Origin of the sequence: Vibrio cyclitrophicus, assembly GCF_024347435.1 — a bacterium.
Lineage (GTDB): Bacteria > Pseudomonadota > Gammaproteobacteria > Enterobacterales > Vibrionaceae > Vibrio > Vibrio cyclitrophicus.
Window position 1 is genome coordinate 2,268,107 of the sequence record NZ_AP025480.1, and the last position, 15,012, is coordinate 2,283,118.

Here is a 15,012-nt window from a genome sequence, read left to right on the forward strand (position 1 = left end):
ACTATGATATAAAGTGAACTGTGGAATAACGTAAACTATGGCATAAAGTGAGTTGCACAAATCTTGTTTCCATCAGGGTCTCGTAAATAGGCCATATAGAGTCGACGTTCATCTGTTCCTCTGGCACCTGGACCATTTTCAATACTGGTACCACCATTTTCAACACCAAGACGATGCCATTCATCGACTATTTCTGTTGAGCTTGCCAAGAACCCGACGGTCATCCCATTACCATAAGTCGCGGGCTGACCGTCAATCGGCTTAGTTAAACCTAGTACGCCCGTTTTACTAACGTATATACAACGCCCCTTGGGATCGATTGTCCCTTCGCTGTAACCAAGCTCTTGCATAATTGGATCATAGAATGACTTCGCGCGTTCAATATTTTCGGTTCCGAGAAAAACATGACTAAACATAACTCACCTCTTTTGATTGAAAGAACCTCCCAAGCTAGACCTATAATTTGCGTTTGTCCAGGCACGCTATTCAGTCATAGTTGTTGCTTAACTCATTGAATGAAAGCATAGAGTTTGGCTAGCTATTTAACGCAATAAAGACTAATCAACAATGCGTTGTGCACCTTGCCCTTGATCATGCAAAATATCTTCAGGGTTCAACAAGTGGCACTTCTGCATACTCAAGCAGCCACAGCCAATACAACCTGTCAGGTTCTCTTGTAACGAACGGATCTGCGACATTTTTCTGTCTAACTGACCTTGCCACTTCTTCGCAACTCGCTCCCAATCTCGCTTAGTTGCGGTCTGGTTCATAGGTAAGGTAGATAACTCTTCCGTAATCTCTTCCAGCGTAAAACCTATCGACTGCGCTACTTGTATCAAAGCAATTCGTCGCAACATAGCTGATTGGTAACGACGTTGGTTGCCATTGGTGCGAATCGAAGCAATCAACCCTTTGGTTTCATAAAAGCGGAGTGCCGAAGGAGCAACACCACTGCGCTCTGATAACTGTCCTATCGTCAAATATACGATGTTCCTCATTATTACCTTGTCCTTGGTGTTCACAAATAGATAAAGTTCACTTTAACTTAATAATAACCACAGCTTGCCTCCATCACCAGTAAAGAGAGCAGAACTTTGAATACCAACATCAACGAGCTAAGCGATTACTATTTTTATGATAACGATATGATTTTTAATAAACCAACTCGCGGCGAAGTAATTAGGAACTAGGTAATTGGCAATAAAGTAGTGAGGTGCAAATTAACTGAAGCCAATAAAAAATGGCTACCTGAACGATAACCATAATGCCGTTCAGAATTTAAAAAACTAATCAAACAACTCAATAACCAGTTTGTTATCTTTAATCACTAGATTAGGCTCCGATGACTTAATCAATGACTCTTGCACCTTGTTGCTATCCAATTTATAAACCGGTGACTGAGACAAAGCAAAGCCAATCATGGATACCGCAGGCTTAAGCAACCTCTCAACCTCAGGGGAGAGTTGTTGTCCTTTTTCCTGAAAACGCTCTAGTCGTAACGATTTCAAATACACTTCACCACTTTCATTGTCATATTCAGGGATAGCACTGAACTCAATATCCAAATCTAACCCCATATTCGGCATATTAAATATCTCAACTTTTGCATTAGTATTAGCTATAACCGAGACTCGTTGATTGTCTGTTCGTCCAATTTTCACTTCTAAATCATCAACAGCCACTTGCGCATACATAACACTTTGAACACCAACTTCTTGTTCTAACATCACTGAATCTTGTAGGTATTTCGTCATGTCTTGTTCAGTAATACTGTAGCTCACACAACCACCTAGCATCAGGGCAGAAAAAGCGATAATGAAGCGGTTGATTAACTTTATTGTCATTGCGGTTAAACTCTTAATATGTCATTGCAAGGCACGGATTTTATCTTGGAATAATACCGTAAAATAGTTGTCACAATGACAGTGTCGGTTAACTCCGCAAAATGATCCACTGAAGAAATAACACCGTACAAATTAATAGGAATAGAATAGTAAGGAAAATGATGACGGCATTAACGATATTTTATGATGGGACATGTCCATTGTGTGCAAAAGAGATGGCGGCACTTGCCAAGCATGACACTGAAAATAAGATTCAAACCATCGATATCTACAGTGAAGCCTTTTCAGACTACCCTCAGATTGATGCGGACGCAGCCAACACCATTTTGCATGCACTGGATGAGAATGGAAAACTTTTGCTAGGTTTAGACGTGACCTACCAAGCGTGGCGCTTAGTAGGAAAAGGTTGGCTATACGCCCCATTGCGCTGGGCCATATTCAAGCCAATGGCCGACTGGTGTTATCTACGATTTGCCAAGAACAGATACAAAGTTTCTTTCTGGCTAACAGGAAAGTCACGCTGCAATGGAAACAGCTGCACTAAATAGTGCTTGGTTAAGACATACCACTCGCGACTTTGTAATACACCAAACCAAACAGCGCAGCAAAAACTAAAACGGTAACCGCGACTTTTAACCAAATAAATTTCATGTTTTGTCCTTTAAATTCTGTTTACTATTTCGCGAGATAAGTTACCACAACAAAACATTCGGTTGGGTAATGATTTATAGAACTTTGTAGAGAACCTTGATTCCCAGAGAGAACTTTTATGTCGGCAAAAGAAAGAAATCTACCTACCCATCGTATTTCAAGATTCAGTAAATTCGCGTCTCTCGCAACTCGAGTAGCGGGAAGTGTCATAACTGAAGGCACGAAACAGCTCGCGCAGGGAAACAGACCCAAAGCAAAAGACTTGGTATTAACACCTCAAAATATCGCTCGCCTTACAGATCAGTTGGCACATTTGCGAGGCGCTGCAATGAAGCTAGGTCAGATGCTGTCGATGGATGCCGGTGATATCCTAGAACCGGAGTTAGCCAATATACTCGCTCGCTTGCGCTCAGACGCCGACCCATTACCCGCTAAGCAGCTTAACCAAGTATTAGAAAATTCACTTGGTATAAATTGGAAAGTGGAATTTATTACCTTCAACTTTAAGCCTTTAGCTAGTGCGTCTATCGGCCAGGTCCACCAAGCTTACAGTGATGCAGGAGACAAACTTGCTATCAAAGTCCAATATCCAGGCATTCGAAAAAGTATCGACAGCGATGTAGACAACGTAGGCACACTGCTCAACATTGTTGGGTTGATACCAAAGTCGGTCGACTACAAAAGCTTACTAGAAGAGGCAAAGAAACAGCTCCATGATGAAGCGGACTATGCTCGCGAGGCTGACTACGCGATTCGTTACCATGATGCATTAAAAGAGCACTCTCACTTCGTCGTACCTAAAATTCACCCGCAAGTCTCTTCAGACTCCGTCCTCGCCATGGACTTCATTGAAGGTGTCTCGATAGAGCAAATAGAAGGTTACGACCAAAGTACCCGTGACTTCGTGATGCACAGCCTAATCGAGTTAATGTTCAAAGAGCTGTTTGACTTCAAGATGGTGCAAACCGACCCCAATTTCGCTAATTACTTGTATGTAGAACAAACACGTCAAATTGGCTTGTTGGATTTTGGTGCCACCCGTGAATACAGTGATCGCTTCAGTGATGGTTATCGTTCAGCCTTTACCTCTGTGATTAATCACAATGAACAAGGACTCAACAAGGCGTTAGAGCAAATTGGATTTTTTAGCGAGACCATCCTCCCTGACCAGCGCCAAGCGATTCTCAACCTAGTGACAATGGCATGTGAACCCATGCTTGTCGATGAAGATTACGACTTCAAAGCTAGTGGTTTAGCACAAAGGCTTCGTGAGGCAGGAACCATACTCAGCATGGAGCAAGAGTATTGGCACACACCACCAGCCGATGCCCTATTCCTCCACCGAAAGATTGGAGGCATGTATCTGCTGGCATCTCGCCTTGGGGCCAAGGTGAACATCAGGCGCTTGGTAGAACCCTATTTGCTAAGCGACAGCTGATACTAAAGCCATTCTGGTCTTTAAAGTGATCATTTCAAGTCGTTGAACAGTAGTAACAGTTACGCCAACTAAAATGAGTCAGACTAATGAAGCATTCGCTGCTGTGCTCCACCGCCCTAATCGCGAGCCTAACAAGTTCATTCGCTTTTTCAGCAAGCTGTCCTGAGATACTCAACGGCAAACAAAGGCTGTTAAATTCAAACGAAGAGATTGAGCTGTGTGAAGAGTTTCAAGGTAAAACTTTATTGATCGTGAATACAGCAAGTCAATGCGGTTTCACGCCACAGTTCGAGCAACTTGAGCAACTGCATCAAACATATAAAGATCAAGGATTCACGGTTGTTGGTTTCCCAAGCAATGATTTTCGTCAAGACAGAGGAAGCGAGGAGAAGTCTGCCAAAATCTGTTATCTGGATTACGGCGTCACGTTTCCAATGATGGCGCGTGCTTCACTCTCTGGGCCGAACGCAAATCCAGTCTTTGCCGAAATCCAACAACAAGCTGGTATCAAACCGAAATGGAATTTCTACAAGTTCTTGGTCAGCAAAGAAGGCAAAGTGATAGCAACCTTCCCGAGTTCTACGTCGCCAACCAGTAGTACCCTCAAAAATGCTATCGAGCAGCAGCTATGAAGTCAGATTACATGGAAACAACTCAAACACGTAACACCATGGCTAAGCTCGGCTATATGGGTTTAGTCCCCTTTTTATTCGGCCTATTGTTATCGCTCACCGACAGTCAGTTTTTTAACTTGAGCGGAGAAACACTCTTCATCACTTACAGCGTGGTTATCTTAAGTTTCTTGTCTGGTATTTTATGGGGAAATGGCATAGAGAATTTCGAAATCCAATCAAGTAACAATGCTCTAATTCTAAGCAATGTTATTGTGTTAGCAGCGTGGCTAGCGGTACTACTCGGTGAGCAAAAGGAATTCATAACCACACTTATTCTCTTGGTCGGTTACATTGCGGTTTGGCGAGCAGAGAGGTCGATGAAGGAACAGAATAAAAGCGAAGGGCCTGATGGGTATTTTGAAATGAGAACTCGACTAACTTCTAGCGTTGTGTTGATGCATGGTATCGTGCTGTTAACTTGAGTGAGTTTTTACCTGTTTAGGCATATTGAGCGCAAAGCAGGCTGGGATGAATAGCAGTACTTCCATATTTCCATTGAGGGCTTCCTAGCTACAATATACCAAGGTTATTGAATCGTTTAACGCAAGATTACCTTTTATAACAGCATTTGAAATCTTTTATAGTGACACTTGAAAACTGTCCCTCCCTCTGTCAAAACCTTTGAATCAGTTTTCGAAAAATTGTTCATATTCTGGAGTTGATAAGTTTTCCGCAGCTCCAATCTCACCAACGATATAAATCGCACTGGCGAAAGTTTCTATCGTTTGATTAGGCTCACGCTCCGGCACTTCACCAACAACCGGGACAGATTTAGGTTCTGATACCGTATTACAAACAACACTTTCACATACGATGCTTTGTTGTTCTAACGAGATAGCCTCGGGGATATCAAAATCTCCAGCCGATAAATCAGAACTAGAAAGCTCTAAGGAAGCATGTGATAAGGTCGAAAACATAGCTGAAAATACAATCCACTTATTCATAATTCATTCCATAGTTAATATTCATCAAACTTATAAATACTATCTAATCACAAACATTATGAACAGTGTTTTATTTTGATAAACTTAGATTTTCATTGCCTACCCCGGAAAAAGCTTAAAGATAGATGCCGTAATTTCAACTTATCTGGGAGTGCTTGCGTAACGTGAACTTATCAAGCAACACAGGCGGAATAATGATGACCGAATATTTTACGAAGGCCACTAATGTCACCACTGCCACAAAGCAGCCTAAAACAAAGTCATGAACATCAACGAGCACCAACCCGAGCAATCGATCACAAGCGACCGCAACTACGGCAATACTGAGCGCAACTATCCATTTACTGTGCTGATAAGGTAACGGTTCCATTGTTTGGCTGACGAAATATAAAAGTAGTAATCGCAATATGTAAGTTCCGCAGAGGACAACAATAACCCCCCATACGCCATAACTGGGCGTCACGGTGACATAACCAATAGCGGCCAAGATCGCGCATCCACCTTGAATCCACATTTGCGATTGACTTGATTTCCCACTGAAACAACCAAGATTCAAATAATCACCTGCGTTCTTGATAACACTAATGGCAAGCAATGCGACAACAATCGTACCCGAATATTGATAGCTGCTTGGCAGAATTAAAGCGATAAAGCCTGGAACAGTTAAAATCATCAAAGCACCCAATACGATGGCGAAATTGACGCCAACTAAGGCTTTGTCTGCACAATCCTTACTACCTCCTGATTGCTGAAGAATGGCGACACGGTTTGGGAACCACCACAGTGCATAGGGTTGCAATAACAATCCAAGGATCAACGCAAATTTACCACTGACTGCATAAATCGCCAGTTCTTCGACTCCAACGAAACTTGCCATTACCCAACGATCTAACCCCATGATCATATACATTGATGCCCCTCCCACCAAAGCGGGTAACCCAAACTTCAGGATCTTGGTTGAGTATTTAAAACAACCAAATGTTCCCATCTCTTGCCATTGATAGCGCACTAAACAGATCATTAGCAGCAAACTCGATACCGCTGCCGAAATCAACACACCATCAATACCATATCCGGCCTCAAGCAATGCAAAAGTCATCACGGCTTGAACACCGGCTTTCAATACATTAAGCAGGCAAAATTGTTTCGCCATCGCGTTCATTCGCATTAAGGTCAGAGGAATAGAGATTGCCCCATCAAGCATTGTAGGAATGAGTAGGATAAAAATTTGGTAGGGTTGAAATTCGACGGGTAACATTAAAATCAATAGCGGCATGCTGAGCGCAATTAATAACCCTCCTAGCACGCACACCAAAACACTTAGCGTAAAGCAGTTAGAAACGAGTTCCCGCTTTTCATCGCCATCGGACACGCCCACATAACGATACATTGCCTCAACGATACCAAAGCTAAACAATATCGTTCCAATGTCTGCTAACAAGACAATCGCTTCTAAAGAACCATATTCTGCTAGTGTCATTTTGTGAGTAATGTAAGGAATCATCACAAGTGATATCCCTTTCATCATCACAATACCAATAGCGTAATAGGCTGACTGTTTTAATGAACCCATAGCGGTCACCTATCCTTTACCCTGCTGGCGTTAGGAAACTTTTACAGTCTCTGATTAGGTGTAGTAACGTTCGTTTTTGAGGAGCCAAAACCAAAGATCTAAAACTGTAAGCGGCCGCCTGTCGGTTGTGTTGTAGGCTTCGGTAATAGTCAGCGTAACCTTCAAGTATTCTCGCCTTTGCGATCTTGAAACTAGAAGAAGGTAGGTTCCAACGTTCACTGTCATTTTGGTAATGCTGAAGAATAGATTCTATAGACTGCAAATTCCTCAGCTTGAAGCTTTCCGTTTGAGTAACAGAATTCGCTCTCATCAAGTAACCAACTTGCACTGAATTCAATACGCCAATCTGATGATTCTCACTCACGCGAAGCCATAGCTCCCAATCTTCTCCGTAAGTAATGTCCGCGTTAAAAGTGTCTGTTTGCGAAAAGACATCGGCTTTCACCATCACTGTCGATGTGCCAATCACGTTATTTTCAATAATAAACTCTAGTGGGTTTTCAATATTAAAGAATAACTCGTCATGATCTTGAAACTGCGACCAATAACTGAAGCAGTCGACAATCACTTGGTAGTCTTCAGTGAGATGCTCGTAGTTAGTAAAACTCATCGCCAGATCGGGGTTCCGCTGATGGAATTCAAGTTGTCGTTCAATTTTTTCAGGGAACCAAAAGTCGTCAGCGTCTAAAAAAGCGATGAATTCACCGGACGCTTTTTCGATCCCTAAGTTTCTGGCTTGAGGAGCACCTACGCCCAACGTCGATAACTTTATAATTCGCTCATCGTGTATCGAAGAAAGATAAGTTGACGTCCCGTCATTGCTGTTATCGTCAATAATGATCAGCTCAAGGTCTTGATGAGTCTGCTTGAGTACGCTGCCGATTGCCTTCGGCAGGTAGCCCAAACAATTATAAGTAGGAATAACAATACTAACTTTAGCCATAGTGACGATCTCAGATTTATATCTTACACAGCATGTCTGCATATCCTGTGCCGAGTATTCCTCACTATTAAACTGGCCTTATATCAGCACCCTACGTATCTGTTCGCAAAATGACGAACAAGCACTGTCGACACAGAAATTCAAATATCCAATTTGACTACCAATTTGAGAAAATCAAAAGCGATCTGACGATAACAGCAAAAAACCGTTAAAAAGCACCTCTTAAGTACCCTCTCATCTTGGTTCGTATTTTGCTTAAACCATTGTAGTGGCCGATACACAAGGAGAAGAAAATGAAAAAAGTAGCATTTATAGCGCCAACCTATCCTGTGCTCAGTGAGACCTTCATTCAAACAGAGGTCGACTCCGTGAAAGCGTGTGGGCATCAGGTATGCATAATGGCATTCGAAGTAGAAAAAAGTAAAAAAGCTTTCGACTATGACATTGTCAAAATTGGCAAGGATGTTCGGGCGGGCAAGATAACTAGCATCAATTGGGTGGGTTTTGTCAAAGCACTTTCGTTTGTCTCTAAGCAGACTAGCATGCCGAAGAAGTCACTTTTTGCTTATGGGTTTAAGCTGGCTTTACAACTTGCAGAAAAAGACGTCAACCATGTTCATGCTCATTTCTGCCAACACACCACCGCCCACGCTATAGTCGCCGCTAAGCTTCTCAATATAACGTGTTCGTTTGTCGCCCATGGTCATGATGTTTACGAATTCGCTTACGATATTGAACGTAAAATTACATCGAGTGATTTTGTGGTCGCAGTCTGTAAAGACATGCTCACAGACTTTAATCACATGGCCAAAGGAAACATAAAGCTCCTACATTGCGGTGTAAATACCAAGCAATTCCGGTTACACCCAAAGACTGAAACCAAGCAGCTTCGTTTTGTTTTCCTGGGAAGACTAGTTGAACAAAAAGGTATCCACTTTCTCATTGACGCTTTAGCACCGATAGCCGAGCCTCTCGACATTCATCTCGATATCGTTGGCACTGGAGATTTAGAGTCGCAGTTAAAAATGCAAGTAGAGCAACAAGGGTTAACTCGAAATGTCACCTTTCTGGGCTCAAAGCCTCATGAATGGGTAAAAGAAAACCTTCCGCATTACGATTGTTTAGTCGCTCCTTTCTGTTTTTCAGAAACAGGTTGTGTTGATACTGGGCCGTTAGTACTAAAAGAAGCTATGGCTGTCGGAACCCCCGTGATTACAACCAACATTATGGGCTGTAAGGAGATTGTCACACCTGATACTGGCTTTTTAGTGAATGAAAAAAACGTCGACGAGTTAAGAGAAAGCATTGAGCGTTTTGCGCAATTAAGTAGTAATGACAAAATAGAGATGGGCATGATGGCAAGAACAAGAGTAGAGAAACGCTTCAACTCTCTTAAACAAGCTCAGCAGCTGTCTCACTGGATAGAGAATCCAGTTTAAGATTGTCTATAAACACGCAAATAGGTGTGCAATGGATTAGAAGCTAAACAAAAAACCATAGCGTCACATTGATACACACTGTAACGCTTTAGTTCTATACACCATGAGTCTGAATAGAAGTAGCCCAATAACGCTGGGCTATAATGATTCCTTTGACTAAAACAGTTTGTCGTGTGCTCTTAACCCGCTCGCAACGCTAAAATCTCAGTAAGATCGTCCGTCTCTGTATATTGACTCAGACCTTGTTCTTTCGATGCAATCGCAACGATAGACATTCGGTCTGCAAGTTCATTACCTTCAATACCAACGTGACCGTTAACATGATAGATAGTGATTTGAGAAGCGATCTCTTGGTACATTGCATAGGCTGGCATGATAATATCGAGGTTTTTAATCTCACCACCCGACTTCGTCCAGCCCTTTTTCTCCCAACCTGAAGCCCACTTGGTAATGCAGTCAATTGAGTATTTTGAGTCACAATAAATCGCAACAGACAATCCAGCTTGCAGTTTTTCTTTGGCGAGTATAAATGCTTGCTTCAAACCTTGTAGCTCTGCGGTATTGTTGGTGCCCGTAGCTTGGTACAAGCCATACCACAATTCCGTTAACTCATTATTTAGATAAACCGCTAAACCTGTACCGGCCTCTCCAGGGTTTGGCTCACAAGCACCATCAGTAAAGATCTTGATGTCAAAAGGCATATCAGTGATTTGCTGCTCCGAAAGCGGCGGAGTTTTAGCTTTGCTCGCCTTACTTGTAGCACTTGGTTTTACGGATGTAAAATTATAAGTTGGAGCAGACACAGACGACTTTTTACCACCGAAAGCAGATTCAGCTTCACCTAATGTGGGAAACGATTTGTATCTCGCACCGGCAAAACCATCAACTTGCGATTTACATTCATTCCAAGTGGTAAAAATACCCGGTGTACGACCTTTCCAAACCACATAATATTTCTTAGCCAAACTAACTCCTTACCAGAACCTTAAAACACGATCCCCACACCAAAATGATTCTGCTGTGGGGATGTTATTATGCCTGATTATGTTCGCAACACATAAATCATTACATAGAAGACACACTGTGTTGTGAGAATAGATGCGTTGTCAATCAAGTATAGAGCGCTAATTTTAATCACAACCTGAAAGCATCCATCTAATTAGGAGCCTCTATGTTCCTTAAGATCCTGTTTTAATTTGGTAGTTAAAGTTTGAATCTTAGGTATAACTTGCTGCATTACCGACTGAGTCATAATCATTGACTCTGTTGTCACAGTTGGCATCTTTTTCAGAATACTCTTACCATGTTCTGTTTTGTAGAAATCGATCATAGCCTCGACCTCAGCTTCAGTGAACTGCTCACTGTAGATCGTTACAATTGTTGGCTCTAGCTTTTTCCAACTCATCTCTTCTTTCATCAAGTCATTCATGCTGTGATAGTATTCATCAAAAATATCTCGTTCTGAGTCTGAAACCTCGAGTTCTTTAGACATATCAGCCATCATGCTATCTATTTGAAGGAATACCGCGTCCAACGTGGAATCGACATCCATGATCTGAAGAAGCTCTTTTACTAACGCTTGCTTCGTGTCCTGTGCAGCTGACAATTGTAGCGGAACTAGCAGAAAGAAAATGGCGAGAAGTTTGTGCATTATTAAGTCCTTTGGGCGATTTATATTAGAGAAAAGATTCGTTCGATTTATCACTAAGTGATTGTGTGGCTCAACACAAATTACATATCAACCTTTTGAATTAACTATAAATTTACTTACTTGCAATTCATAATTAAAACAGATTAAACCACACGAAAGCATATGTAATCAAATGCATCTAATCTTAAACCGCACCATTACGAAAATATACGAAGGACATCACTGAAAGCAGCTCGTTTCAAAAGATCACTGTGTTTTAGACATACCATGTCTTTTAAGCAGGAAATTAAAGGAAAAGAAACTCAACTGCGACTAAGTTATAGAACAAAAACACGGCCATACTGACTCCAATCGTTAACAGCACATTTCCTGTTTTCCATATCAGTAACCCAGTCACAAGAGCGCCGATTAAATATGGGTTTTCGAGGCTTGGCCAGAATGATTGCTCAGGAGCGAATACAATCGGCCCCCAAATAGCCGTTAATACAGCGGGGCTTGAATATCGCAGTAGGCGCCTTGCCGTACTATTCAGCCGAAGAGGAATTGAAGGCTCTAGAAACACATACCGACTAAAAAAAACAATCGCTGTCATGAGCAATATCGATAACCAAATCACGCTGATTCTCCTTCATTCGCTTGTTTCTGACCATTGTGTCGTTCAACAAATGATTCACTAATGAAGCCCGCCAACATACCTGAAATCGCAGCAATCATCAGCCCCCCTTCAACCTGATTGACCGCCATTGCCACAGAGGTCACCAATGACACCACAACACACACCACCGTTGGCAGTGTTCGAATCAAAGGAAAAACCAAAGCAATGAAAGTTGCGGCGACCGCGAAATCGAGGCCAATTTCGTTAAGTGATGGAATTTGACTACCTGCGACAATGCCGACAAAGCTGGCAATATTCCAAACGAGGTAAAATCCGCCACCCACGCCCGCGGCATACCAACGATTAAACTCTTGTTGGGATTGCCCACTGCAAATCGCGAACAGTTCATCAGTGAGCCAAAAACCAAGCAGTAAACGCCAACGTGCAGGAAGGTGACTAATTTTGTCACGCATAGAGACACTATAAAGAAAGTGTCTTGACGTAATAAACAGCGTAGTTAACAACATAGTCCCTAAACCAATACCCGCTTTAAACATACCCGCAGCCACTAGCTGAGCTGAGCCCGCAAATAAAATGGCAGACATAGCCTGAGCTTGAAGCTGATTCAGTCCAGCATCTATCGCATACGAGCCTGCTAATATGCCCCACGGTATGACGGCAATACTTAACGGCATCGCTGCCATAACGCCTTTCCATAACTGCGTACGTTTATCCATTGTGTTGTTATCCATATTCTCTTAGTTCTCGTTACATTGGTTTTCCACTGTAAAAGAGCGCTCACTTATTCGATTGTACAAAGTTGCTTTGTCACAAAAGCTAAGGTACCAAGTCAAAGCAATCAAATTAAATTAAATCAACGCATCTTAATGTACTGACCTGGAGTGTAACCGTTGGCTTTCTTAAAGTGCCTATGAAAATGACTTTGATCGTGAAAACCGCACTCTTGCGCGGTATCCGAGATCGAATGCCCTTGCTTTAACAATTTACGCGAAAGCCTGAGTCGGGATTGAATTTGATATGCATGTGGCGGAAGAGCAAATTCTTTTTGAAAGGAGCGCACCAAGTGAAATGGACTTAAAGCCGCAAGCTTCGACAATTCTTCCAATGACACATCTGCTTGTGGAAAATCGTCTAAAAACTCTTTCACTAGAACAAGTTGGCGTTGAGTTTTTCCATCTAACAGAGGCTTAAGGCTCGACTTCCCATGTCGGCTAATCAGTTTAACCAACATCCCGTACATCAAGGTTTCTCTTAGCAGGCGATTATCTGATTCATCAATCGTGTTGAAAACTAATCTGAGTTGATTGGCGAGTTCAGGGTCTTCAACCACCGCTCTAGGAAAGTAAGGAGCCCCATAATTCGGCAGATTGAGTTCCTGCGTGATTTTGGCAAGTTGTTCTGGCAGTGGATACATTGCACGATACGCCCAGCCACCTTCGGTAGCAGAATGACCGCTATGAACTTCATCAGCATTGACCAGAATGATCGCATCTTGAGGCGCGACATGATGCCCTCCGGTTCGATAGAAGCGCTGAGCCCCCTGCTCAATCACACCGAGTGTGTAACCTTCATGGCTATGACGTGAGAAGTTCTGCTTTTCATATTCTGCATTGAGGATTTCAAGGCCACCGAGCTCTTCTGTGATCTTGTATTCGGCTTTCTCTTTAGAACGCTTTTTGTTATCCATAACCATCCCCAAGCCTGTTAATTATCGAGCGACTTATCAGTCTACTCTATAGGCTCTCGCAACTTTTGTACAAAATTGCGCATTTGGTCGTTTAACAAGAAGGTCAAGAAACAACAGAACACAACAACCTACCACTTAGTTGGTACAAAGATCTCATTGCGTCATGGATTGAATTAAAATTGACAATTTTTAACGTCATCCATCCTCATAATCGACACCAAACTCCGTTAGTTCTCTTAAAAAGCCATGAAACCAACACCAACCTTGATTATTTTATTTCTGTTAAACCTGACAGGATGCACGCACAATCAGTCAAAAATACTGAATGTGAACACTTCATCAGTCAATACCTACCCACAGTCGATGTCCAACTTGCAACTGTGCGATACTTTATATTACGGGCGCTCAAGTAACCAAACACTCGCCGCAATTGGCAGCGAGTTTAATCGAAGAGGGTTGTCAAAAAATTGGTGCGATACCGAAACCAACAAACTGTATTTCACAAAGACAGTAGATTGATTTGCGGGGCAAATAGAACACAAAGAAGATTCAGAGGAAGAAGCTTCTGCTGTTGTGCTGCCAGCTAATTAGGATAAATAAAATCAGTTGTATATTAAAAGGCGATTCAACGAAGTTACACACTGTACTTATACCAACTCATCTGCATATTTGAGCCTTATTACAAATTTACCCACATTTATATTGATAAATATTAACAAGTAGTTAACTATCGATATCCATTACTACTATAAGGAAATGAAAATGAAATGGATATTAGTTGCATTCGTCAGTGTTTTCTCTGTGTTCACATACGCAAAAGATTGGAAACAGATTCGTTTTACTGTTGAAGGGGCTTACCCACCATTTAGTTGGACAACACAAGATGGTCAGCTTGAAGGGTTCGAGGTCGATTTAGCCAACGCGTTGTGTATTGAGTTGGGTGTCAAATGTATTATCTCAAAAACAGATTGGGACGGTATTATCCCGTCACTCTTAAGTCGTAAGAATGATGCGATAATCGCAGCAATGACAATCACCGAAGAACGTGAAAAGAAAGTTAACTTCACCATCCCATATGCCAAAGTACCTACTCGCTTTGTGATGAAAAAAGGCAGAGAGATCAACATGGATGATGACAGCTTGAATAACCTGACTATTGGGGTTCAGCGGGCAACGATTGGTGATAAATATCTTTCTGAGATATACCCAGATGTAGACATTAAACGTTATGGCTCATTCGATGAAGCCTTTACTGATTTACTGAACGGTCGCCTTGATACTGTGTTTGGTGGCTCAATGGGACTCAACACAGGCTTCCTTGAAACGGAACAAGGCAAGGACTACCATTTTACCGGCCCTAAATTTACAGAAGAGAAGTGGTTTGGTCGAGGTATTGGCGTCGCTGTTAGAAAACAAGATAACGAATTGAAAGATCTTATCGATAGCGGGCTACAAAGGCTGATTGACAATGGTCAGCACCAAAAAATTGCGAGCAAATACTTTTCGTACAGCATTTACGAATAGACTAGAGTAAAAAGTGAACTTCACTACT

Annotated in this window: 17 protein-coding genes and 1 pseudogene; 7 read left to right on the top strand and 11 right to left on the bottom strand. The window is 42.1% G+C overall.

The genetic code is table 11. From position 1 onward, the window contains the following. Positions 1–35: 35 nt before the first annotated feature. The 3 genes from OCW38_RS09930 to OCW38_RS09940 form a co-directional block, all read right to left on the bottom strand. The gene (locus OCW38_RS09930) at positions 36–416 is read right to left on the bottom strand and encodes a VOC family protein (protein ID WP_010439683.1); all 381 of its coding nucleotides are present in this window, start codon (positions 414–416) and stop codon (positions 36–38) included. Between the two features lie 141 nt (positions 417–557). Continuing rightward, positions 558–998, bottom strand: a complete 441-nt coding sequence (soxR, locus tag OCW38_RS09935) for a redox-sensitive transcriptional activator SoxR (RefSeq protein ID WP_261893891.1) — start codon at positions 996–998, stop codon at positions 558–560. Between the two features lie 288 nt (positions 999–1,286). After that, the gene (locus OCW38_RS09940) at positions 1,287–1,844 is read right to left on the bottom strand and encodes a DUF1439 domain-containing protein (RefSeq protein ID WP_171343790.1); all 558 of its coding nucleotides are present in this window, start codon (positions 1,842–1,844) and stop codon (positions 1,287–1,289) included. Positions 1,845–2,005: 161 nt separating this feature from the next. Here OCW38_RS09940 and OCW38_RS09945 point away from each other — a divergent pair, with 161 nt between their 5' ends. The 4 genes from OCW38_RS09945 (at position 2,006) to OCW38_RS09960 (ending at position 5,029) form a co-directional block, all read left to right on the top strand. Continuing rightward, on the top strand, positions 2,006–2,392 hold the full coding sequence (locus OCW38_RS09945; protein WP_010439678.1) for a thiol-disulfide oxidoreductase DCC family protein: 387 nt from the start codon (positions 2,006–2,008) through the stop codon (positions 2,390–2,392). Positions 2,393–2,613: 221 nt separating this feature from the next. Next, positions 2,614–3,933 (top strand): ABC1 kinase family protein, encoded by a 1,320-nt coding sequence (locus tag OCW38_RS09950; RefSeq protein ID WP_016784681.1) that lies wholly within the window; start codon positions 2,614–2,616, stop codon positions 3,931–3,933. 86 nt (positions 3,934–4,019) lie between these two features. Continuing rightward, the gene (locus tag OCW38_RS09955) at positions 4,020–4,565 is read left to right on the top strand and encodes a glutathione peroxidase (RefSeq protein WP_016784682.1); all 546 of its coding nucleotides are present in this window, start codon (positions 4,020–4,022) and stop codon (positions 4,563–4,565) included. After that, positions 4,562–5,029, top strand: a complete 468-nt coding sequence (locus OCW38_RS09960; protein WP_016787963.1) for a DUF3429 domain-containing protein — start codon at positions 4,562–4,564, stop codon at positions 5,027–5,029. The genes OCW38_RS09955 and OCW38_RS09960 overlap by 4 nt, the downstream gene beginning before the upstream one ends. Before the next feature lie 204 nt (positions 5,030–5,233). On the opposite strand, the gene OCW38_RS09965 is transcribed toward OCW38_RS09960, so the two are convergent. The 3 genes from OCW38_RS09965 to OCW38_RS09975 form a co-directional block, all read right to left on the bottom strand. Beyond that, the gene (locus OCW38_RS09965) at positions 5,234–5,551 is read right to left on the bottom strand and encodes a hypothetical protein (protein WP_010439666.1); all 318 of its coding nucleotides are present in this window, start codon (positions 5,549–5,551) and stop codon (positions 5,234–5,236) included. Between the two features lie 136 nt (positions 5,552–5,687). Next, the gene (locus OCW38_RS09970; protein ID WP_010439664.1) at positions 5,688–7,124 is read right to left on the bottom strand and encodes a lipopolysaccharide biosynthesis protein; all 1,437 of its coding nucleotides are present in this window, start codon (positions 7,122–7,124) and stop codon (positions 5,688–5,690) included. A gap of 16 nt (positions 7,125–7,140) precedes the next feature. Further along, positions 7,141–8,067: a glycosyltransferase family 2 protein gene (locus OCW38_RS09975; protein WP_010439661.1), complete on the bottom strand. Its 927-nt coding sequence runs from the start codon at positions 8,065–8,067 to the stop codon at positions 7,141–7,143. A 293-nt stretch (positions 8,068–8,360) separates the two neighbouring features. On the opposite strand from OCW38_RS09975, the gene OCW38_RS09980 reads away from it, so the two are divergent. Further along, on the top strand, positions 8,361–9,506 hold the full coding sequence (locus tag OCW38_RS09980) for a glycosyltransferase (protein WP_261893897.1): 1,146 nt from the start codon (positions 8,361–8,363) through the stop codon (positions 9,504–9,506). A gap of 179 nt (positions 9,507–9,685) precedes the next feature. On the opposite strand, the gene OCW38_RS09985 is transcribed toward OCW38_RS09980, so the two are convergent. From OCW38_RS09985 to OCW38_RS10005, 5 genes are all read right to left on the bottom strand, one after another. Continuing rightward, entirely contained in the window at positions 9,686–10,471 is a 786-nt protein-coding gene (locus OCW38_RS09985; protein WP_010439658.1) for a ribonuclease H family protein, read from the bottom strand. Positions 10,472–10,665: 194 nt separating this feature from the next. Continuing rightward, positions 10,666–11,157 (bottom strand): DUF2059 domain-containing protein, encoded by a 492-nt coding sequence (locus tag OCW38_RS09990; RefSeq protein WP_261893899.1) that lies wholly within the window; start codon positions 11,155–11,157, stop codon positions 10,666–10,668. 286 nt (positions 11,158–11,443) lie between these two features. After that, a complete protein-coding gene (locus OCW38_RS09995) occupies positions 11,444–11,773 on the bottom strand; it encodes an AzlD domain-containing protein (protein ID WP_010439654.1) in 330 nt (109 codons plus the stop codon). After that, entirely contained in the window at positions 11,770–12,504 is a 735-nt protein-coding gene (locus tag OCW38_RS10000; RefSeq protein WP_016787962.1) for an AzlC family ABC transporter permease, read from the bottom strand. The genes OCW38_RS09995 and OCW38_RS10000 overlap by 4 nt, the downstream gene beginning before the upstream one ends. A gap of 122 nt (positions 12,505–12,626) precedes the next feature. Beyond that, positions 12,627–13,460 (bottom strand): AraC family transcriptional regulator, encoded by an 834-nt coding sequence (locus OCW38_RS10005; protein WP_016785728.1) that lies wholly within the window; start codon positions 13,458–13,460, stop codon positions 12,627–12,629. Positions 13,461–13,706: 246 nt separating this feature from the next. On the opposite strand from OCW38_RS10005, the pseudogene OCW38_RS10010 reads away from it, so the two are divergent. Both OCW38_RS10010 and OCW38_RS10015 read left to right on the top strand, forming a co-directional pair. Further along, a pseudogene (locus OCW38_RS10010) lies at positions 13,707–14,051 on the top strand (hypothetical protein). 171 nt (positions 14,052–14,222) lie between these two features. Next, positions 14,223–14,984, top strand: a complete 762-nt coding sequence (locus OCW38_RS10015; RefSeq protein ID WP_010439644.1) for a transporter substrate-binding domain-containing protein — start codon at positions 14,223–14,225, stop codon at positions 14,982–14,984. Positions 14,985–15,012 lie beyond the last annotated feature (28 nt).